This is a genomic window from Billgrantia montanilacus (assembly GCF_003336675.1).
In the GTDB taxonomy this organism is placed as follows: domain Bacteria; phylum Pseudomonadota; class Gammaproteobacteria; order Pseudomonadales; family Halomonadaceae; genus Halomonas; species Halomonas montanilacus.
Genome location: NZ_QPII01000001.1, coordinates 69000 through 88350, shown reverse-complemented (window position 1 = coordinate 88350; position 19351 = coordinate 69000). Strand labels below are relative to the sequence as shown.

At 63.5% G+C, this 19351-nt stretch carries 17 protein-coding genes; 5 read left to right on the top strand and 12 right to left on the bottom strand.

Going from position 1 to position 19351, the window contains the following annotated elements; all coding sequences use genetic code 11:
- Positions 1-2: 2 nt before the first annotated feature.
- Entirely contained in the window at positions 3-356 is a 354-nt protein-coding gene (gene uraH, locus DU505_RS00415; protein ID WP_114477027.1) for a hydroxyisourate hydrolase, read from the bottom strand.
- Positions 357-527: 171 nt separating this feature from the next.
- Between uraH and uraD the strand changes: the two genes are divergently transcribed.
- The 3 genes from uraD to DU505_RS00400 all read left to right on the top strand — a co-directional run bounded on the left by uraD (position 528) and on the right by DU505_RS00400 (position 3587).
- A complete protein-coding gene (uraD, locus tag DU505_RS00410) occupies positions 528-1055 on the top strand; it encodes a 2-oxo-4-hydroxy-4-carboxy-5-ureidoimidazoline decarboxylase (RefSeq protein ID WP_114477026.1) in 528 nt (175 codons plus the stop codon).
- Positions 1056-1459: 404 nt separating this feature from the next.
- On the top strand, positions 1460-2848 hold the full coding sequence (locus tag DU505_RS00405) for a uracil-xanthine permease family protein (protein WP_114477025.1): 1389 nt from the start codon (positions 1460-1462) through the stop codon (positions 2846-2848).
- 118 nt (positions 2849-2966) lie between these two features.
- Positions 2967-3587 (top strand): phosphoribosyltransferase, encoded by a 621-nt coding sequence (locus DU505_RS00400; protein ID WP_114477024.1) that lies wholly within the window; start codon positions 2967-2969, stop codon positions 3585-3587.
- 129 nt (positions 3588-3716) lie between these two features.
- On the opposite strand, the gene DU505_RS00395 is transcribed toward DU505_RS00400, so the two are convergent.
- Together DU505_RS00395 and DU505_RS00390 are read right to left on the bottom strand one after the other, a co-directional pair.
- A complete protein-coding gene (locus DU505_RS00395) occupies positions 3717-4112 on the bottom strand; it encodes a phasin family protein (protein ID WP_114477023.1) in 396 nt (131 codons plus the stop codon).
- Positions 4113-4213: 101 nt separating this feature from the next.
- Complete coding sequence (locus tag DU505_RS00390) at positions 4214-4921, bottom strand: glutathione S-transferase N-terminal domain-containing protein (protein ID WP_114477022.1); 708 nt, start codon at positions 4919-4921, stop codon at positions 4214-4216.
- A gap of 371 nt (positions 4922-5292) precedes the next feature.
- On the opposite strand from DU505_RS00390, the gene DU505_RS00385 reads away from it, so the two are divergent.
- Positions 5293-6993, top strand: coding sequence for an L-lactate permease (locus DU505_RS00385; protein WP_114477021.1), 1701 nt, complete (start codon positions 5293-5295; stop codon positions 6991-6993).
- Positions 6994-7094: 101 nt separating this feature from the next.
- Here the strand turns inward: DU505_RS00385 and DU505_RS00380 are convergent, their stop codons facing one another.
- The 8 genes from DU505_RS00380 to DU505_RS00345 all read right to left on the bottom strand — a co-directional run bounded on the left by DU505_RS00380 (position 7095) and on the right by DU505_RS00345 (position 17453).
- Positions 7095-8363, bottom strand: coding sequence for an amidase (locus tag DU505_RS00380; RefSeq protein ID WP_114477020.1), 1269 nt, complete (start codon positions 8361-8363; stop codon positions 7095-7097).
- On the bottom strand, positions 8360-9385 hold the full coding sequence (gene ltaE, locus DU505_RS00375; protein WP_114477019.1) for a low-specificity L-threonine aldolase: 1026 nt from the start codon (positions 9383-9385) through the stop codon (positions 8360-8362). The genes DU505_RS00380 and ltaE overlap by 4 nt, the downstream gene beginning before the upstream one ends.
- Before the next feature lie 110 nt (positions 9386-9495).
- Positions 9496-12492 carry an FAD-binding and (Fe-S)-binding domain-containing protein gene (locus tag DU505_RS00370; protein WP_114477018.1) on the bottom strand — a complete coding sequence of 999 codons (2997 nt, stop codon included), beginning with the start codon at positions 12490-12492 and terminating at the stop codon, positions 9496-9498.
- 30 nt (positions 12493-12522) lie between these two features.
- Complete coding sequence (locus DU505_RS00365; protein WP_114477017.1) at positions 12523-13728, bottom strand: pyridoxal-phosphate-dependent aminotransferase family protein; 1206 nt, start codon at positions 13726-13728, stop codon at positions 12523-12525.
- A gap of 184 nt (positions 13729-13912) precedes the next feature.
- Positions 13913-15196, bottom strand: a complete 1284-nt coding sequence (locus DU505_RS00360) for a TRAP transporter large permease (protein WP_114477016.1) — start codon at positions 15194-15196, stop codon at positions 13913-13915.
- The gene (locus DU505_RS00355; protein WP_114477015.1) at positions 15193-15780 is read right to left on the bottom strand and encodes a TRAP transporter small permease; all 588 of its coding nucleotides are present in this window, start codon (positions 15778-15780) and stop codon (positions 15193-15195) included. Before DU505_RS00355 ends, DU505_RS00360 begins: the two co-directional genes overlap by 4 nt.
- A gap of 86 nt (positions 15781-15866) precedes the next feature.
- A complete protein-coding gene (locus DU505_RS00350) occupies positions 15867-16847 on the bottom strand; it encodes a TRAP transporter substrate-binding protein (RefSeq protein ID WP_114477014.1) in 981 nt (326 codons plus the stop codon).
- 144 nt (positions 16848-16991) lie between these two features.
- Positions 16992-17453 (bottom strand): GlcG/HbpS family heme-binding protein, encoded by a 462-nt coding sequence (locus tag DU505_RS00345; RefSeq protein ID WP_114477013.1) that lies wholly within the window; start codon positions 17451-17453, stop codon positions 16992-16994.
- Between the two features lie 256 nt (positions 17454-17709).
- Here DU505_RS00345 and DU505_RS00340 point away from each other — a divergent pair, with 256 nt between their 5' ends.
- Complete coding sequence (locus DU505_RS00340; RefSeq protein WP_114477012.1) at positions 17710-18393, top strand: GntR family transcriptional regulator; 684 nt, start codon at positions 17710-17712, stop codon at positions 18391-18393.
- Between the two features lie 57 nt (positions 18394-18450).
- Here DU505_RS00340 and glcC read toward each other — a convergent pair whose 3' ends face one another.
- Positions 18451-19287 (bottom strand): transcriptional regulator GlcC, encoded by an 837-nt coding sequence (gene glcC, locus DU505_RS00335; protein WP_114477011.1) that lies wholly within the window; start codon positions 19285-19287, stop codon positions 18451-18453.
- Positions 19288-19351: the final 64 nt, after the last annotated feature.

The following is a 19351-nucleotide window of genomic DNA, read 5'->3' as shown; positions in this document are numbered from 1 at the left end:
GATCAGCTGCCACGGTAGGTGGAATAGCCATACGGCGAAAGCAGCAGCGGCACATGGTAGTGCTGTGACGCATCGGCCACGCCAAAACGTAGCGGGATCACGTCCAGGAAGCGGGGCTCGTCGGCTGTCACCCCCTGGCGTCGCAGATAGGCACCGGCATGAAAGACCAGCTCGTACTCGCCGGCCAGGAAGTCGTCTCCTTCCAGGATGGGCGCATCGCAGCGACCATCATCATTGGTCACGACACTCTTGAGGCGTGTGCGCTGCTCGCCTTCCAGCCGGTAGACCGCTATCTCGATCCCCTCGCCGGGCTGGCCCTTCGCTGTATCCAGAACGTGCGTTGTCAGTCGTCCCATCGGTTTCTCCCATGCTTGGCTGGCGATGCCACCGTTGTCGGTGCATCATGGTAACTGGAAGTATGAAGACAGTTTTAGCTCTTTTTGTGGTACATTTCAAAATCTTTTTGTATACACTTGTCCAGAAGGCTGGATGTAGCCCGTTCCCCGACCACCATTGTGGAGGCCCCGATGAGTGACAAGACCCTCGAACCGCGCCCCAGTACCCTCGACCGTCAGGCATTCGTGTCGCAGTACGGCGATATCTATGAGCACTCCCCTTGGGTCGCCGACCTGACCTGGCAACGGGGTCTTGGCGACGAACAGGACACTCCGGCCGGTCTCGCCGAGGCCATGGGACGAACGCTGCGAGAAGCCTCGGTGGAAAAACAGCTGGAGGTGATCCGCGCCCACCCCGACCTGGCCGGCAAGGCCGCCATCGCCGGTGAACTGACCGATGACTCCACCCGTGAGCAGGCAGGTGCCGGGCTCGACCAGTGCACCCCGGAAGAGATGGCGCGCTTCCAGCGCCTGAACGACGCCTACAAGGCCCGCTTCGACTTTCCCTTCGTGATGGCCGTCAAGGGCAGCGATCGCCACGCCATTCTTGACGCCTTCGTGGCGCGACTGGAAAACACCCCAGAACAGGAGCGCCGTACCGCCATCGAACAGATCAACCGTATCGCCCGCTTCCGTCTGGAAGCTCGTACCGACGGCTGAGTGTCAAGGCGCCGGCAAGCTGCCGGCGCTTCATGCAAGCCTCGCGTCTTCCCTACCTGCCGTTCGCCATCCTTCGTCTCATTCCGTTCGCATTACGCCGTACCGGGCCCTTTCTCTCGTCGATTGACGTTCAGCGGTTCGCTTCCTTCGCCGATCGGCTACGCAGCCTGCCCGGCGGTGTCTGCTGCGCAGCCTGATGAGTTCCGGTGGAAGACGACCTCCACAAATTGACCAAACGGTCAAAAAGAGCTCGCCAAGCCATTGTTCTTAAAAGCATATAACAAGAGGTAGACAAAAATATTATCCCACTGTCTTTCAAAACAGAGATGATTGTGTACATTCAATGCATCACATGGTGTCCGAAACAACACCACTGGATACAACAATAAGCTCGAGAGCCTGATATGACTGACACAGAACGGACTGCCTCACAGACACCCTCGCGCACCATCAATCAGAACCCCGATGCCATGCCGCCGCTGGGCAAGGCGATTCCGCTAGGCATCCAGCACATCATGGCGATGTTTGCCGGTAACGTGACGCCGCCGATCATCATTGCCGGGGTCATCGGCGCCACCACCGGCGAGCAGATCTTCCTGATTCAGGTCGCCCTGTTCGTGGCCGGCATCGCCACGCTCATTCAAACCATCGGCATGGGCCCCATCGGCGCCCGCCTGCCCATCGTCCAGGGCACCAGTTTCGGCTTCCTGCCGGTTGCCCTGCCCCTGGCCAGCACCTTCGGACTCGCCGCCGTGCTGGGTGCCTCCCTGGTGGCCGGTCTCCTGCAGGTGGGCCTGGGAGCCTTTCTGAAGAAGATCCGCCACTGGTTCTCGCCGGTGGTCACCGGCATCGTGGTGCTGTTGATTGGTATCACCCTGATGCCGGTGGGGCTCAACTATGCGGCCGGCGGCGTCGGGGCCGATGACTTCGCCTCGCCCACCAACCTGGGCCTGGCGCTATTCGTACTGGTGGTGACCATTGTCGTTCACCAGTTCGGCCGCGGTTTCCTCAAGGCTGCCTCCATTCTGGTGGGTCTGGTCAGCGGTTACCTGGTTTCCATCGCCCTGGGCATGGTGGACTTTTCCAGCGTCGGCAACGCCGCCTGGTTCGCCATTCCCAAGCCCCTGCAGTACGGCCTGGAATTCCACCTCACCGCCATCATCGGCATGACGTTGATCATGTTCGTGGTGGGCCTGGAGACCATCGGCAACATTTCCGCCATCACCATCGGTGGTGCCGGCCGCCAGGCCAAGGACAGCGAACTCTCCGGCGGCGTCATGGCCGACGGCGTGGCTACGTCGTTCGCCGCCATCTTCAATACCCTGCCCAATACCGCCTATGCCCAGAACGTGGGCCTGATCACCCTGACCGGCGTGGTCAGCCGACACGTGGTAACCATCGGTGGCATCCTGCTGATCTGCATGGGCCTGTTCCCGAAACTGGGCGGCCTGGTTGCCGCCATGCCCCATGCAGTGCTGGGTGGCGCCGGTGTGGTGATGTTCGGCATGATCGCCTCGGCGGGGCTCAAGATCATCCAGGAGTGCGAACTCAATCAGCGCGCCATGCTTATCATTGCCGTCGCCATGAGCCTGGGTATCGGTCTGCCAGCAGTGGACGCCATTGCCGAGACCATGCCCGGCCAGGCTGGCCTGCTGCTCAAGTCGGGCCTGGTGCCGGCGGCACTCGCCGCCCTGCTGCTCGACGCCATTCTGCCGGGCAAGCCCAGCCGGGTAGAGCCCGCACCCGAGGAAGCCATCGCGGCCAAGAGCGAAGAAGCCAAGTCCAACCTCTGAGGGGCTGACACCTCACTCCTATGCCCACCGCGCCGCCGGATGCCCTCCAGCGGCGTTTTTTCAAGCTGAGTGAATTGCTCGCTACACTGTGGGTAAGACCGCTTTCCGGAGATTTTCCATGTTCCGCGACCGTCTCGATGCCGCCAAGCAGCTTGCTCAGCGACTGGAGCACCTGAAAGGGCACAACCCGCTGATCCTGGCTATCCCCCGTGGCGGCGTGCCCATGGGGCGCCATCTGGCCGATGCCCTGGAGGGCGAACTGGACGTGGTGCTGGTGCGCAAGATACGCGCACCGGGCAGCCCCGAATTCGCCATCGGCGCGGTGAGCGAGGACGGCAGCCTGACGCTCGATGATGCCGCTTCGCATTTCCCTTCCGACGCCGTGGAGCGCGAAGTCGATCACCAGCGCCAGCTGTTGAAGGAGCGCCGAGCACGCTACGGCCCGGTTCGCCCACCGATACCGCCCGAGGGGCGGGTGGTGGTGGTGGTAGACGATGGCAGCGCCACCGGCGCCACCATGGAGGCTGCCCTGAAGACGCTGAGCGGCCGACCCAAGCGGTTGATCGCCGCCATGGGGGTCGGCTCACCCAGCGCCGTGGCCCGCCTGGAAGCCGCAGCGGATGAAGTGGCGTGCCTGGAGGCACCGCAGGGCTTCATGGGAGTCGGCCAGTTCTACGCCGACTTCGGCCAGGTGGAAGAGGAGGAGGTTGTCGAATTACTGAGCCGCTCGTCCGGCTGAAGCGGGTGGCCAAGCCACACCCTCTACGCAAAAGACCGCCATCCCGAAGGATGGCGGTCTCTACCAAGGCCGGAAGGCCTGGTCCAACTCGTTGCTGCAAAGCTTGCCTGATGCTGTTAAGCGTTGGGCTTACTTGCTGGCCTGGGCCTTCTTGGTGGCATCTTCTGCCACCTTCTGGCCAGTCTTGACGTTCTCTTCTGCCAGCTTCTGGCCCTTCTGCAGGAACTCCTGGCTCAGGGTGACCACCTTCTGGGTGTCGCCCTGCAGGCGCTCGCCCAGATCCTGGACGGCCTTCTGCTGATCGCTCACGACCTGCTTGAGGCCTTCGGCATCCTTGACGTCGATCCAGGCGCGAGCCTGTGCCAGGCTCAGGTCGGAGTAGGTGCGGAAGGCGTCCAGCTGGGCCGTCATCAGCTTTTCGTAAAATTCCAGCGTCAGCGAGCCATAGGCGCGCGCCGGAGCGACAAACAGGCTCTCGAACTGCTGAGTGGCTTTCTCGGTTGCTTGCTCGGTAGTCTTGCTCATGTAACACCTCCAATACGGTTCGGGTAGCCAAGGCTGGTTCCAATCCGAAACCGCCTTGTTGCAATGCAGCATAGCAAGCATTCTTGTGCACTGCAACATGCTCAGCGGTAGGCACCCTCAACATCGGTCACGCGCATGGCGCTGCGGCCAAGACCATCGTGCAAGTCAAGCATGCGCTCTAGCCAGCCGTATACCGGATCCGCGTTGGAAACCAGGTCGGCACTAGAGACCACTCGCGCCCACATGAAACTGCCGAAGACCAGATAGTCGGCAGCGGCAGGGGCTGCCCCGTCGATGAAGTCCGATTCCTTCAGTTGGCCACGCAGCGGCTCGAGGGCGGCATCCAGTTGCGCCAGCCCCTTGGCGGGGGAGTGAAACTCCTCGAGAGCACGCCCGAAGCGCTTCTCCCGCGTCTCGCGAAAATAATCACGATCCTTGGGGTGAATGGCATTGAGCAGGTCCATGATGATGGTCCGCAGCATCGCCGGCGCCAGAGAACGCTCGGCATAGTGCTTGAAGAACCGGGCACGCGACTCTGCCATGCCATCGCCCAGCAACGGCGCCTCAGGGTAGCTTCGGTCCAGGTAGCGCAGGATCTCGTAGCTGTCGGCAATGGCCTGATCACCATCGACCAGCACTGGCACCTTGTCGGAACCGGAGAAGGCCAGCGCCTCCTTGTCGGTGAAATACCAGGGTCGTGTTTCCGCCGTAAGACCCTTGTGTGCCAGGGCGTAGCGAACCCGCCAGCAGTAGGGGGAGAAACGCAATTCCTCATCGATACCGCAGAGTTCGTAGAGAACCATAGCCATGCCGTCTCCTCACTTTCGCTGGGGGTCATATAACGCAGGGGTCATATAGCGATAGTGCCAGCCTTTCCCCGACGATACCAATCCATTGCCTGTCACCCCGCAGCGGCTATTTTGATATCCATTAGTCTAAATCCCCGATGACGATCAATGCCGCCATCGATCCAAAAACCACAGGCAAGCCATTGTTTATCTTTATTTAATAGAAAAAATACGGCGGCATTTAATTAGAAATAAATTGGTAATACCAATTAACCATGATTGGAAATGCATGCCATCTGGCCTTATCGTCCACTCCCATCGCGATAGCTCTGGTCCCCTACCTGAGCCGTCACCCGATTCCTGAACACGAGACAGCGAGGTAACGTCAGCTCATGACGGACACGACACTTGCCCTACTCGCCTTTACGCCACTGATCCTGGCAGGCGTGCTGCTGATCGGCCTGCGTATGCCGGCAAAGACCGCCATGCCGGCGGTCTATGTGGTAACCGCCCTCATCGCCCTGCTCGCCTGGGACATGAGCTTCAACCGGGTACTGGCCTCGACCCTCCAGGGCCTGATCCTCACCGTATCGATCCTGTGGATCATCTTCGGTGCCATCCTCCTGCTCAACACCCTTAAGCACTCCGGCGGCATCACCGCGATCCGCAAGGGGTTCTCCGGCATCAGCCCCGACCGCCGCGTCCAGGCGATCATCGTCGCCTGGCTGTTCGGCTGCTTCATCGAGGGCGCCTCGGGCTTCGGCACTCCCGCCGCCGTGGCCGCCCCACTGATGGTGGCACTCGGCTTCCCGGCACTGGCCGCCGTGGTGGTGGGCATGATGATCCAGTCCACACCGGTCTCCTTCGGCGCCGTGGGCACGCCCATCGTGGTGGGCGTCACCGGGGGCATCAACCGCGATGGCATCACCGAGACACTGGAAGCCGGCGGCTATACCTGGCTGGAATACTTCCGCTTGATCGCCGCCGAGGTGGCCGTGATCCACGGCATCGTCGGCGTCCTGATGCCGCTGATCATGGTGGTGATCATGGTCAAGTTCTTCGGCGCGAATAAATCCTGGAAGGAAGGCCTCTCCATCGCCCCCTTCGCGCTCTTCGCCGGCGTGGCCTTCGTGGTGCCCTACATGCTGGCGGGCGTACTGCTCGGCCCGGAATTCCCGTCCATGATCGGCGCCGGCGTGGGCCTGGCCATCGTCGTGCCCGCGGCGCGCAAGGGTTTCTTGATCCCCAAGGACGTCTGGGACTTCCCGGATGCCAATAGCTGGCCGGACGCCTGGATCGGCAAGCTGGTGATCAAGACCGAGGACATCGTGGGCAAGACCCCGATCACCACCTTCATGGGCTGGCTCCCCTACGTGCTGCTGGCCGTGATACTGGTCGCCTCCCGTACCATCGACCCGTTCCGCGAAGCGCTACAGTCTCTGAGTTTCGGCTGGAGCAATATCCTCGGTGAGGCCGGCGTCTCCGGCGCCATCCAGCCGCTCTACCTGCCCGGTGGCATCCTGCTGATGGTGGTGGTGCTCACCGCCCTGCTCCACAAGATGCGCCTGGGCGAGCTCAAGGCGGCCTTCGGCGAGTCCTCGAAGACCATTCTCGGTGCCGGCTTCGTGCTGATCTTCACCATCCCCATGGTGCGGATCCTGATCAACTCCGGTGTCAATGCGGCGGACCTGGTCTCCATGCCGGTTGCCATGGCGCAGTTCGTGGCCGACGGGGTGGGCGATATCTATCCGTTCTTCGCCCCGGCCGTGGGCGGCCTGGGTGCCTTCATCGCCGGCTCCAACACCGTGTCCAACCTGATGCTGGCCGAGTTCCAGTTCAACGTGGCGCAGCAACTGGGGGTTTCCACCGTGATGATGGTGGCACTGCAGGCGGTGGGCGCCGCCGCGGGCAACATGATTGCCATCCATAACGTGGTGGCGGCTTCGGCTACCGTTGGGCTGCTCGGCCGCGAGGGGGAAACCATTCGCAAGACGATCCTGCCCACGCTCTACTACCTGATCTTCACCGGTATCATCGCCATGATCGCCTTCTACGTGATCGGCGTCACCGACCCGCTGATGCGCGTCGGCTGATCCTTTCCGGAAGCGCAACAGACAGCCCCCATGGCCTCGGTCATGGGGGCTGGTTCGTTGATGAATCAGAATCGGGAGCAGATCGCCGGGCAAGTCCGGTGCTATTCATCCAAAGCGCGAGCGTAGCGCCCTAGCCGTGCCAGCAGCTCGTGGCTGTACCCCAGAAGCACTGAATCGCGGTAGCGGGGGGCAATCAACTGCATACCCACAGGCATCCCATGGTGACCACTCTCGATGGGTAACGAGATGGTTGGTAGTCCCAGCAGTGTCCAGGCGCGTGAGTAAAGAGGGTCTCCCGTCGAAATGCCCGATGCCAACGGAGCCACGTTCACCGCGGAGGGTGAAAGCAGCAGGTCGACCTCCTTGAAAAGCGGAGCGACACGGCTCTGTAGCCTCTCCGCTTCCTGCCGTGCGCCATAATACTCATCGAGTGTGATGGCGAAGCCGCGCTCGAGAATCTCGCGAAGCTTGTCGCTCATGTCGTCGGCATGCTGGAAATAAACGTCGGCGAGACAGCGTGATGACTCAAACGCCATTACCAGGCTCTGCAACTCGACGAGCCGATCCAGCTCCCTGGCATGATCAAGCGATGAGGTGATCGCGACGCCTTCGGCGCTGAGTCGCTGACAGGTCCTGTCGAGGGCACCCTCGACGTCCCGGTCCAGGTCGCCATCGGACGGCACCCGTATCACTCCGATTTTCAGGCCCGCAAGGTCGAGCCGGGCCAGTGGAGCAAACTGAGTGCAGGTCAGCGCGGCGTGCACCAGGGCGATGTCGTTGACGGAACGCGCAAAGTAGCCAACGGTATCCAGAGTTTCACTGAAAGACTTGATGCCGGCTCGTGAAATGAGGCCATAGGTAGGCTTGAAACCGATCACATTGCAGTAACTGGCCGGCCGGGTGATGCTGCCAGCTGTTTGGGTACCCAGGGCAATCGGCACCATGCCATCGGCCACGGCCGCAGCGGAGCCACTGGAAGACCCGCCCGGGGTCCTGTCTAGATCATAGGGGTTGCGCGTCTTTCCCGGTGAGAAATAGGCGAACTCCGTACTGACGGTCTTGCCCATCACAAAAGCACCCGCGTTCTTCAGCAGCGCCACTGGCGAGGCATCCGAAACCGAGCGGTCGCAGCGGATGTATTCGGTACCCCAACGCGTGGGGAAGTCACGGGTGTCGTAGATATCCTTGATACCGACGGGGATGTTCTGCAGCAGCCCTGTGCCATGGGAGACCGCCTGTGGGGCGGCCAGGCATTCCCAAGCCTGGACCTTCCCCTCCCGTTGGTGAATCCTGTCGAAGCATGACGCCAGATACTCACTGCCTGACAACGTCTTGTTCGCCATCCGTTGCAGGGCTTCGACGGCGGTCACTGGGGCCCCCGGAGCGTTTTGGTGTGGTAGTAATCGTTCACCGCTGCGACCACCCGCCCGATATCGTCGGCACTCACATCGAGATGGGTCACCAGCCGGGTAACCGGCGCCACCGCCATCAGGATACCGCACGCCTCGAGATGGGCCTGCAACCCCCGGCAGTGAGCCTCGGGAAAGGCGACGAAGACCATGTTGGTATCGCAGGCGCCTACCTCTACGCCCGGCACGTCTGCCAGGCCCTCGGCCAGGCGCCGGGCATTGTCGTGGTCCTCGGCCAGGCGTTCGACATGGTGCTCCAGCGCATGGTGACAGCCCGCCGCCAAGAGCCCCGCCTGACGCATGCCGCCGCCCAGCGTCTTGCGCCAGCGCCGCGCCCGGGCAATGAACGCCTCGTCGCCCAGCAGCAGCGAGCCCACCGGCGCGCCAAGCCCTTTTGAAAAGCAGAGCGACACCGAATCGAAACCCTGGCACAGCTCGGCGAGGGAGCGTCCGGAGGCCACCACGGCGTTGAACAGTCGTGCACCGTCCAGGTGGGTGGCCAGCCCATGCTCATGGGCCAGCGCCGTAGCACGACGGGTATAGGCTTCCGGCAGCACCTTACCCCGGAAGGTGTTCTCCAGCGCCAACAGCCGGGTGATGGCATGATGAATGTCGGCTCCCTTGATGGCCGCCTGCACCTTCTCCAGCGACAGGCTGCCGTCCGGGTCATGCTCGATGGGCTGGGGCTGAATGCTGCCCAGCACCGCCGCACCGCCGCCCTCGTCGCGATAGATATGCGAGAACTGGCCGGCGATATATTCGTCGCCCCGCTGGCAGTGCACCATGAGTGCTGCCAGGTTGCTCTGGGTCCCCGAGGGGAAGAACAGTGCGGCCGCCATGCCGGCTCTCTCGGCCACCACCGCCTCGAAGGCGGCAACGCTGGGGTCATCACCCCATACATCGTCTCCCACCGGTGCCCTGGCAATCGCTTCGCGCATGGCCGAGGTGGGTCGGGTCACGGTGTCACTGCGTAGATCGATCATTGTCGTCCGTCCTCGTCACGACGAAAGGGGCGACCCCTGTCGCCCCTTTCCATGGTGCCTGGCCATGGTCATAGTGCCTGGCCATGGTCATGATGCCTGGCGGGTTCGCTTCAGGCCAGTGCCTGCTCCAGCAGCCGAGCCACGTGGATCGCCTCACGCCCCGCGCCGTCCTTGATCTGGTGGCGACAGCTGGTGCCATCGGCCACCACGACGGCCTCGTCACCGGCCTCCCGGATCGCCGGCAGCAGCGACAGCTCGGCCATTTTCATCGAGGCGTCATAGTGCTCGACCTCGTATCCGAAACTGCCGGCCATGCCGCAGCAGGAGGACTCGATGGTCTCGACCTCGAGCTCGGGAATCCATGACAGCACCTGCTCGATGGGGCGCACGGCATCGAAGGCCTTCTGATGACAGTGGCCGTGAAGCATGACGCGCCGGTATGCCAGCGGCTTGAGTTCCAGCGGCAGTTCCCCGGCCTCACGCGCCTTGACCAGGAACTCCTCGAACAGACAGGCCGCCTCTGCCAGTGCCCTCGCCTCCTCGCCGAACCCATACTGCAGGAACTCGTCACGCATGCTGAGCAGACATGATGGCTCGAGGCCGACAATGGCCATGCCACTGTTCACATAGGGCATCAGCGCCTCCAGCGTCCGCTGCGCCTCGGCTTTCGCCTTGTCGAACTGGCCGGACGAGAGGTAGGTGCGCCCACAGCACAGGGGTCGCTCACCCTGCTTCACGTTGAGGTGTACCTTGTAGCCGGCGGCTTCCAGCACGCGCTTGGCGGCCCTGGCGTTGTCTCCCTCCATATAGTTGTTGAAGGTATCGACGAAAAGCAGCACCTCGCGGGTCGCCGTCTCCTGCGCCGTGTGCGCTTCGGCCAGGAAGTTGCCAGCAAAGGCCGGCAACACGCGCTCCGGGGCCAGCCCAAGCCCGCGCTTGACCCCACGGGCGATGAAGGGGATCCGCTCGATGCCGTTGACCAGGGCGGAGAACCGGCTCGCCCAGGGCGCGTAGCGCGGCATCTCGCCGACCATGCGGTCGCGCAGCGACAGTCCCTTGGCCCGGACCCGGGCGCTACGCGCCTCGATCTTGAACTTGGCCATGTCGACCCCGGTGGGGCAGTCCCGCCGGCAGCCCTTACAAGAAACGCAGAGGTCCAGCGCCTCCTTGACGTCATCGCTGGCCAGGCCCTCCTCGCCCAGTTGACCGGAGAGCACCAGCCGCAGGGTATTGGCACGCCCCCGGGTCAGGTGTTTCTCGTCACGGGTGATGCGGTAGCTCGGGCACATGGTGCCGGCATCGAACTTGCGGCAGTGGCCGTTGTTGTTGCACATCTCCACCGCCATGGCCAGGCCATGGGTGGGGTCGCCGGCGCTGCCGGCTTCGCTCTGCTCGCCGGTCAGCGGGTCGCGCCTGACGTTCCACGCCGACCAGTCGAACACCGGCGTCACCGGAATCGCCCGATAATCCCTGGGGAAGCGAAAGTAGCGGTCGTCGTCCATCTTCGGGGTGTCGACGATCTTGCCCGGGTTGAAGCGGTTGTCCGGATCGAAGAGCCGCTTGACCTCGCGGAAGGCGTCGTTGATCGTGGGCCCGAACTGCCAGGCCACCCACTCGCCACGGCAGAGACCGTCGCCGTGTTCGCCCGAGTAGGCACCCTTGTACTCGCGCACCAGTGCCGACGCCTGCTCGGCGATCTCGCGCATCTTGCCGGCGCCGTCGCGACGCATGTCGAGGATCGGGCGCACGTGCAGGGTGCCGACGCTGGCATGGGCGTACCAGGTGCCCTCCGTGCCATGGCGGTGAAAGACCTCGGTGAGCTTGTCGGTGTACTCGGCGAGGTGCTCCAGGGGCACCGCGCAGTCCTCGATGAAGGAGACCGGCTTGCCGTCGCCCTTCATGCTCATCATGATGTTGAGCCCCGCCTTGCGCACGTTCCACAGCGCCTTCTGCTCGGCGGGCTCAGGCATGTCGACCACGCTGCCGGGCAGCCCCAGGTCCCCCATCAGCTCGTTGAGCGCGTGCAGCGACGCCAGCTGTGTCTCGCGATCCTCGCCGGCGAACTCCACCAGCAGCACGGCCTCGGGCTTGCCGATCAGGGCCTTCTCGATCACCGGGCGAAATGCCGGATTCTCCAGGGACAGGTCGATCATGGTGCGGTCGACCAGTTCCACCGCGGTGGGGTCGAGCTTGACGATATGCTGGGTGAAGTCCATGGCCTGGTAGAAGGTGGGGAAGTTCACCACCCCGAGCACCTTGTGCTCGGGCAATGGCGAGAGCCGCAGCGTGATGCGGCGACTGACCGCCAGGGTACCTTCCGACCCGATCAGCAGGTGGGCCAGATTGATCCGGCCCGCCGGGTCGTAGGGCTTGGGATTCTGGCAGTCGAACAGGTCCAGGTTGTAGCCGCCGACGCGGCGCAGCACCTTGGGAAAGTGATCGCGTATCTCGGGGCCGACCCGCTCGGCGATGGCCCGCACCTTGTCGGCGATCAGGCGCGCCCGGGTACCCTCGGCCAGCTCCTCGACGAAACCGAAGCTCGCCTCGCCACCGTCGGCCAGCAGGGCGTCCACGCCGAGCACGTTGTGGACCATATTGCCGTAGCGGATCGAACGCGAGCCGCAGGAGTTGTTTCCGGTCATGCCACCCACGGTGCACTGGGCGCTAGTGGAGACATCCACCGGAAACCAGAGCCCATGGGGCTTGAGCCAGGCGTTGAGATGATCGAGCACGATACCGGGCTCCACCACCACCGTGCGCGCCTCGGCGTCGAACTCGACCACCTGGTCGAGCCAGCGGGTGGTGTCGATCACCAGCGCCTCGCCCACCGTTTGGCCGCACTGGCTGGTGCCGGCACCCCGTGGCAGCACCGGGGCGCCGGCGTCCCGGGCGATGGCCAAGGCCAGCGCCAGGTCCTCCTGGTGGCGTGGTATCACCACCCCCAGCGGCATCACCTGGTAGATCGAGGCGTCTGTCGAGTAGCGACCACGCGATGCATGGTCGAACAGTACCTCGCCTTCCATCTCCCGGGAAAGGCGGGCCGCCAGCTCGGTCACTGGCTTGATCCGCGCATCCGGGGAAGGGGTCTTTCCCGTCATAGACGTCATGCTGCCTTCCTCAGCCATGTCAGGATGGGCTCACCTGGCGTCGAGCGGATGCCGGGCAAAGTAGTCCAGCGCCGCCACCACGCCACTATCCTTGAGCGGCACGCCGCTGAGTTTCATGCCGGCTTCACAGCCGCCCAGGGTGGCAATCAGCGTCAGGTCGTTGCAGTCGCCCAGATGGCCAATGCGGAACATCCGGCCCTTGACCTTGCCCAGGCCCATGCCGAGCGACAGGTCAAAGCGCTCGTAGATCAGCTGGCGCACGGCATCGGCATCGACACCATCCGGCATCATCACGCCGGTCAGTACCGGGGAGTAGAGCGTCGCGTCCTGGCACTGGATCTCCAGGCCCCACGCCGCCACCGCCGCACGTACCCCGGCCGCCCAGCGCTGGTGCCGCGCAAGCACATGGTCGAGCCCCTCCTCGAGCAGCATGTCCAGCGACTCGTTGAGGCCATAGAGCAGGTTGGTACTCGGCGTATAGGGCCAGTAGCCGTTCTGGTTGGCCTCGATGATCTCGTCCCAGGCCCAGAAGCTCTTGGGCAGCTGCGCCTCGCGACTGGCAGCGATGGCCTTGTCGGATACGGCATTGAAGCTGATGCCCGGCGGCAGCATGAGGCCCTTCTGGGAGCCGGAGATCGTCACGTCCACGCCCCACTCATCATGGCGATAATCGGCGCTGGCCAGGCCGGAGATGGTGTCGACCAGCAGCAGTGCCGGGTGGCCCACGGCATCGATGGCACGCCGCACCGCCGCGATGTCGCTGGTCACCCCGGTGGAGGTCTCGTTGTGCACCACGCAGACCGCCTTGATCTCATGGCCGCCATCTTCCCTCAGGCGCGCCTCGATCATGTCCGCCTGCACCCCCTGCCGCCAGCCCTCCGCTCCCGGCAAGCCGAGAAACTCGGGCTCCAGGCCCAGGCGCAGCGCCATCTTCTGCCACAGGGTGGCGAAGTGGCCGGTCTCGAACATCAGCACGCGGTCGCCCGGTGACAGGACATTGACCAGTGCCGCCTCCCAGGCGCCGGTACCCGAAGCCGGGTAGATGACGACGGGGTTCCCGGTCTTGAATACCTGCTTGATCTTGTCGAGCAGCTCACGCCCCAGGGCACCGAACTCGGGGCCACGATGGTCGATGGTCGGCAGGCTCATGGCGCGCAGGATGCGATCCGGCACCGGCGAGGGTCCGGGGATCTGCAGAAAGTGGCGACCCGAAGGGTGGTAGTCCAGATTCAACATGGCAACGTCTCCAAAGCAAGACTCTTGTATTTTTGATAAAGAATTCCGTCAGCCGCCTGACATATCACTGCTCGCCGCTCTCCTGCCCGCAGGCCACGAGCGACGAATCGAACGGACCCGGCAGCCCCTCGCCGACAGGCAGACAGTGGCGCAAGGCCTTCAGCCTGCCGGCAGGGGCTCATCCCTAGCGGTAGAAGAACTCCACCAGTGCCATCGGAATGGCGGGGATGTAGGTCACCAGCAACAGGATGAAGAGCAGCACGGTGATGAAGCCGAGGTTCGAACGGGTCACCGACCAGACATCCGTCCTGGCGATGGAGCAGGCCGTGATCAGCACGCTCGCCACCGGCGGGGTCTGCTGACCGATGGCCAGGTTGAGACAGACCACCAGGCCGAAGTGGACCGGATCGATCCCGGCCGCGCCGACCAGCGGCATGACGATGGGCACCACCAGGATGATTGCCGCCGCCGAGTGCAGGAAGAGGCCGATCAGCAGGAAGAAGACGTTCAGCATCATCAGGATGGCGTACTTGTTATCCGTCAGGCTGAGCACCGCCTGGGCCAGCTGCTGGGGCATGCGCATCTCGGTCAGGAACACCCCGATCAGGGCAGAGGCCGCCACCAGCAGCATCACCACGGCGGTCTGCTGGCCGCCGTCGATGATCGCCTTGTAGAGGGTGCGCATGTCCAGCTCACGGTAGATCACGGCGCTGATGAAGATCGCCGCCGCTACGGCGAGCCCCGCCCCTTCAGTAGCGGTCACGAAGCCACCGAAGATGGAGCCGAGGATGATGATCGGCAGTGTCAGGGCCCAGCTGGCTTCCTTGGCGGTCTGCTTGACGCGCTTGAACTGGAACACCTCTTCCACCGGCCAGTCGTACTTGCGGGCGTAGTAGTAGCTCAGCGCCATCAGGCCACCAGCCCCCAGCAGACCGGGCACGATGCCGGCCACGAACAGCTGGACGATGGAGGCGCCGGACATGACGCCATACAGGATCATCGGGATGGAAGGGGGAATGATGATCGCCAGGGACGCGGAGGAGGAGGTGACGGCCGCGGCGAAAGCACTGGGATAGCCACGCTTCTTCATGGCCGGGATCAGCACCGAACCGGTGGCGGCCACGTCGGCCACCGCGGACCCGGAGATCTCGGCAAAGAACAGCGAGACACCAATGTTGATCATCGCCAATCCGCCCCGGATGAAGCCGAACAGCGCCGAGGCAAAGGCGATCAGCCGCTTGGAGATGCCACCGGTGTTCATGATCGCCCCGGCCAGCACGAACATCGGGATGGCCAGCAGCGGGAAGCTGCTCGCCCCCTCGAACATCGTCAGCCCGATATTGGGCAGCATCTCCAGGCCCTGGTAGGCCACGATGGCCACCGTCGCCACGATCGCCAGGGCCACCGCGATAGGCAGGCCCATCAGGATCAGCCCCAGCAGGCCAATTATCATGAAGGGAAGTGTCATGGCCGATCCCTCTTGGTCAATGCATCCGCGGTGAAGCCGGCCCGCGCATTGTCACGCTCGGCCTCGGCGATGGCGTGGCTGATCTCCTCCTCTTCCTGGGTGAGGCCCGAGCGCACCCTGGCCAGGTGAGCCGGCATGCTGAGCAGTTGAGCGATGATGAACAGCGCCGCCCCGATGGGTATGACCGACTGGGTGAAGGTGAGCGGCACCCAGCGCAGGGTGATCAGCGCCATGCCCTGCATGACATCGAGGACCACCAGGCCGGCCCACCCAAGCACCAGGAAGAAGCCGATGAACAGTGCCTCGGAGAGATAGGCAATCGGCATGCGGATATGCACCGGCATGGCGGCCAATACGCCATCGACACCGATATGGCCACGCTTGAGCGCTGCCAGCGCCCCGGCATAGTAGGTCAACCACACCAGCATGATCGCGGCCACCTCGTCATACCAGGAGGGGGTGCGCCAGGCATAGCGGGTCACCACCGCATAGAGCACCACCAGCGTCAGCGAAACCATCAGCAACACCGTGATGATCTCGAGAAGACGCTCCAGGATGCGGGAAATGTTATTCACGGTACCCATGGGTCTCGACTCGTTCAGGAAAGTTGACAGGAACCCCCACGCCGTCGGGCGTGGGGGTGGAGGCCCTGCGGGTTTCGCAAGGCGGGTCAGGAGTCGTTACCGAGCTCCAGCACCCTGTCGATCAGCTCCTGAGAGCCGGGCACCTCATTGGCGAAGGCCTCGTAGATGGGCCCGGAAGCCTCGATGAAGAGCGAGGTATCGACCTCGTTGACCTCGGTATTCGCCTGACGGATCACGTCGATCAGATCCTCGTCGAGCTGGGCAGCATGCTCATAGACGAAGGCCTGGGTCTCCTTGGCCGCCTCGATGATGATCTCCTGGATCTCATCGGGCAGGTTGTTGAAGCGACGACCGGCGGTGAGGTAGGCCGGCGTATAGACGTGGCCGGTAAGGGACAGGTAGTCCTGCACTTCCTGGAAGCGCTGGCCGGCGATCTGCGCCAGCGGGTTCTCCTGGCCGTCCATGACACCAGTCTGCAGGGCCATGAACACCTCGGAGAGCGACATCGGCGAGGGTTCGGCGCCGTATTCCTCGAACATCCGCACGCGCCAGACACCCTGAGGCACCCGCAGCTTGATGCCGCTCAGGTCCTCGGGTGTGTTGATCGCACGCCGGTTGTTGGTGATATGGCGGAAGCCGTTCTCCCACACGGCCAGGATGCGGTAGCCGTTCTGTTCGGCTAGCGGCACCAACTGGGGCCAGACGATCTCCTCCTCGACCCGCTTCATGTGCTCGCGATCCTGGATCAGGTAGGGCAGTTCGAAGAGGCCGAACTCGTCCTCTACCGAGGACATGATGGTAGAGGGTAGCGCCAGATCGACGGTACCGAGCCGCATGCGCTGCAGCAGCTCCGAATCGGTACCCAGCTGGCTGGAGCCGAAGACCACTACCTCATAGGGCTCCGGCAGGCGCTCGTTGACAAGCTCGGCGAAGTGATTTGCGGAGTCGGAGAACAGGGAGTCGGGGCCTCCGACATGGCCGAAGGTGATCTCGCGTGCCTGAGCCTGCAGCGATACCGACGCCACCGCTATGGCTAGCGTGGTGACAGCGACACGTTGGAATAGCATGGCGTGTTACCTCATTGTTCTAGTATTGACGCTTTTGTGGGCTGGCTTGATAGACGCAGATGAAAATTGAATTCTTTATTCTAAATGCGTCTTCGACCTAAGCTAGTCCCATCCGAGAAGAGGTGTCAAGTCAGCTCGGCCGAATCATAGCGGTTCGAGGCCATGGGTCAGCCCCGCAGCCTCGATACCCGCGATGGCAGCACTCTCGTCCTCGGTTGAAGAGGCGCCACTGACGCCCACCGCGCCGATGACGCACTCATCGGCGCTGAGGATCAGCACGCCCCCCGCCACCGGAATGAAGTGTCCGCCCGACGCGGTGGACACGCTGGCGAGAAAGGCGGGACGCTCGGCGTTGCGCGCCCCCACCACCCCGCTGGCCACACCGATGCCAAGCGCGGCGAAGGCCTTGCCCTGGGCAACTGGGAAGCGCAACGGGGCGCAACCATTCTCTCGTTCGGTGGCGACCATATGACCTCCGCCATCCAGCACCACGGCGGTCAGCGGCTCTGTGCCGACGCGTCGGGCCTGGGCGAAGGCGCCGTCGATAATGGCTCTTCCCTGCTCGCGGGTGAGCTGGACGCTGCTGCGAAAGACCTTGCCAGCCATGGGAGGCTCCTCTTGTCGTTGTACTGCTGGAATGGGATCGCTTCGTTGAGGTGTCGCTTCGGTACGGGTGTTTCACTCGGCATTCGCCTGGTACCGCCTGGTGATATCTGGAAGCCCTCAGGGAATTTTGAATTCATAATGCTTTTCAGGGTATGCCGTCAACCGTGCACTGTGATTGAATACCAGGCAAGAGAAGCAGCGGCATTCGCCATGCAGGGAATATCCACGCTAGCGACCGCGGACAAGGACACAGACAATGACCAAGATTCAGCCTCGTACCCTCTACCGAGAGGTCGCCGATCGCATCCGAGCCCTGATCGAGCATGGGGAGCTGGCCCCCGGGGAGCGTATCTCCGAGAAACAGCTGTGCGAGAATTTCGGCGTATCGCGCACGCCGCTGCGAGAAGCGCTCAAGGTGCTGGCCTCGGAGGGCCTGGTGGAACTCCTGCCCAACCGAGGCGCCCGCGTCAAGCAGTTGACCTACAAGATGGTCAAGGACACGTATGATCTGATGGGCGCCCTCGAGGGGCTCTCGGGCGAGCTGGCCTGCCAGCAGATCAGCGATGAAGGTATCGCGGCGATCTGCGCGCTACACGAGCGCATGCTGGTGCATTATCACAATCGTGAGCTGTCGGATTATTTCCAGGTGAACCAGAGGATCCACGAGAGCCTGCTGGCCGCTTCGAACAACGATGTACTGCTGGAGATGTACAACAACCTCAGCCAGCGGGTGAAGCGGGTTCGCTACTCCAAGAAAATGACCGACAGCTATTGGCGCCGCGCCGTACAGGACCATGAAGAGATGATCGCCGCGCTCAAGAAGCGTGACAGCAAGCGGCTGGGCCAGGTACTGCGCGACCATCTGTGCAACAAGCTCGAGGTCGCCTCGATCGCCGGCGTTATCGACGACGGGGAGACCCGCAGCGCGGCGAACTCCTGACCGCTGGCTATCGGCTGTGCCCGCGGCCGCGCTCCCGACCGGGGGCTCCAGCACGGGTCACTGCCACTCCTTCAGGCGCATGGCCGAGCGCTCCAGCCGCTGGTCTTCCGCTTCGATCTCGCGCAGTTGCTGACCGATACCGGCGAGGTGGTCCAGGGCCGCGCGCTTGGCGGCCTGGGGCTTGCCCTCGATGATGGCCCGATAGAGTCGGGCATGCTGGCGATTGATCATTTCGCGCGGAGCCTCGCGGTGGTAGAGGTTCTTCACCGAGGCGAACACCGAGCTGAGCAGCAGATCGGTCAGCGTCTGCAGGGTATGTACCAGCACGGGGTTGTGAGACGCCTGGCAGATCGCCAGGTGGAAGGCATGATCCAGGTGCGCCAACTCTTCGACCTCGATGTTCGGGCACTCCTTCACGTAATCGATCATGGCTTCATAGCGGCGCTGGATCAGCACGCGGTCGGTGGGTGTGGCACGTTCGGCGGCCAGCTTCGCCGACTCGCCCTCGAGCAGTGAACGCACCTCGAGGAGATCGTACAGCGTGCGCGGATGGTCGCGCAGCAGGTGCATCAATGGGCTGTCGTCCCGCCCCGTGACCAGGTCGGCCACCACCGACCCTCGTCCCTGCCGTGTCACGATGATCCCCTTGCTGCGCAGTACGCGCAGCCCCTCTCGCAGCGAAGAACGCGATACGCCCAGCCGCTCGCAGAGTCGACGCTCGGACGGCAGCAGCTGCCCCGGCCGGAAGACCCCGTCGAGGATCAGATGCTCGAGCCTTGCGGCCACCGCATCGGGGGTGCGCGTCGGCAAGGCAAGCTCGTCAGACGCCCTGGTACCCACCGGCTCCGTGGCGCCCCATGCCGCGACCTCTCGTGCCCTGGATTCCTTTGTCATGAGGTGATCTCCGCAAGCCGCCAGAGCAGGTCCGTCATTGACCGGCTGTCATCGAACGACTAAT

Coding starts and splice junctions, on each gene's coding strand:
- uraH (WP_114477027.1), bottom strand. CDS start 356: ATGGGACGACTGACAACGCACGTTCTGGATACAGCGAAGGGCCAGCCC.
- uraD (WP_114477026.1), top strand. CDS start 528: ATGAGTGACAAGACCCTCGAACCGCGCCCCAGTACCCTCGACCGTCAG.
- DU505_RS00405 (WP_114477025.1), top strand. CDS start 1,460: ATGACTGACACAGAACGGACTGCCTCACAGACACCCTCGCGCACCATC.
- DU505_RS00400 (WP_114477024.1), top strand. CDS start 2,967: ATGTTCCGCGACCGTCTCGATGCCGCCAAGCAGCTTGCTCAGCGACTG.
- DU505_RS00395 (WP_114477023.1), bottom strand. CDS start 4,112: ATGAGCAAGACTACCGAGCAAGCAACCGAGAAAGCCACTCAGCAGTTC.
- DU505_RS00390 (WP_114477022.1), bottom strand. CDS start 4,921: ATGGCTATGGTTCTCTACGAACTCTGCGGTATCGATGAGGAATTGCGT.
- DU505_RS00385 (WP_114477021.1), top strand. CDS start 5,293: ATGACGGACACGACACTTGCCCTACTCGCCTTTACGCCACTGATCCTG.
- ltaE (WP_114477019.1), bottom strand. CDS start 9,385: ATGATCGATCTACGCAGTGACACCGTGACCCGACCCACCTCGGCCATG.
- DU505_RS00370 (WP_114477018.1), bottom strand. CDS start 12,492: ATGACGTCTATGACGGGAAAGACCCCTTCCCCGGATGCGCGGATCAAG.
- DU505_RS00365 (WP_114477017.1), bottom strand. CDS start 13,728: ATGTTGAATCTGGACTACCACCCTTCGGGTCGCCACTTTCTGCAGATC.
- DU505_RS00360 (WP_114477016.1), bottom strand. CDS start 15,196: ATGACACTTCCCTTCATGATAATTGGCCTGCTGGGGCTGATCCTGATG.
- DU505_RS00355 (WP_114477015.1), bottom strand. CDS start 15,780: ATGGGTACCGTGAATAACATTTCCCGCATCCTGGAGCGTCTTCTCGAG.
- DU505_RS00350 (WP_114477014.1), bottom strand. CDS start 16,847: ATGCTATTCCAACGTGTCGCTGTCACCACGCTAGCCATAGCGGTGGCG.
- DU505_RS00345 (WP_114477013.1), bottom strand. CDS start 17,453: ATGGCTGGCAAGGTCTTTCGCAGCAGCGTCCAGCTCACCCGCGAGCAG.
- DU505_RS00340 (WP_114477012.1), top strand. CDS start 17,710: ATGACCAAGATTCAGCCTCGTACCCTCTACCGAGAGGTCGCCGATCGC.
- glcC (WP_114477011.1), bottom strand. CDS start 19,287: ATGACAAAGGAATCCAGGGCACGAGAGGTCGCGGCATGGGGCGCCACG.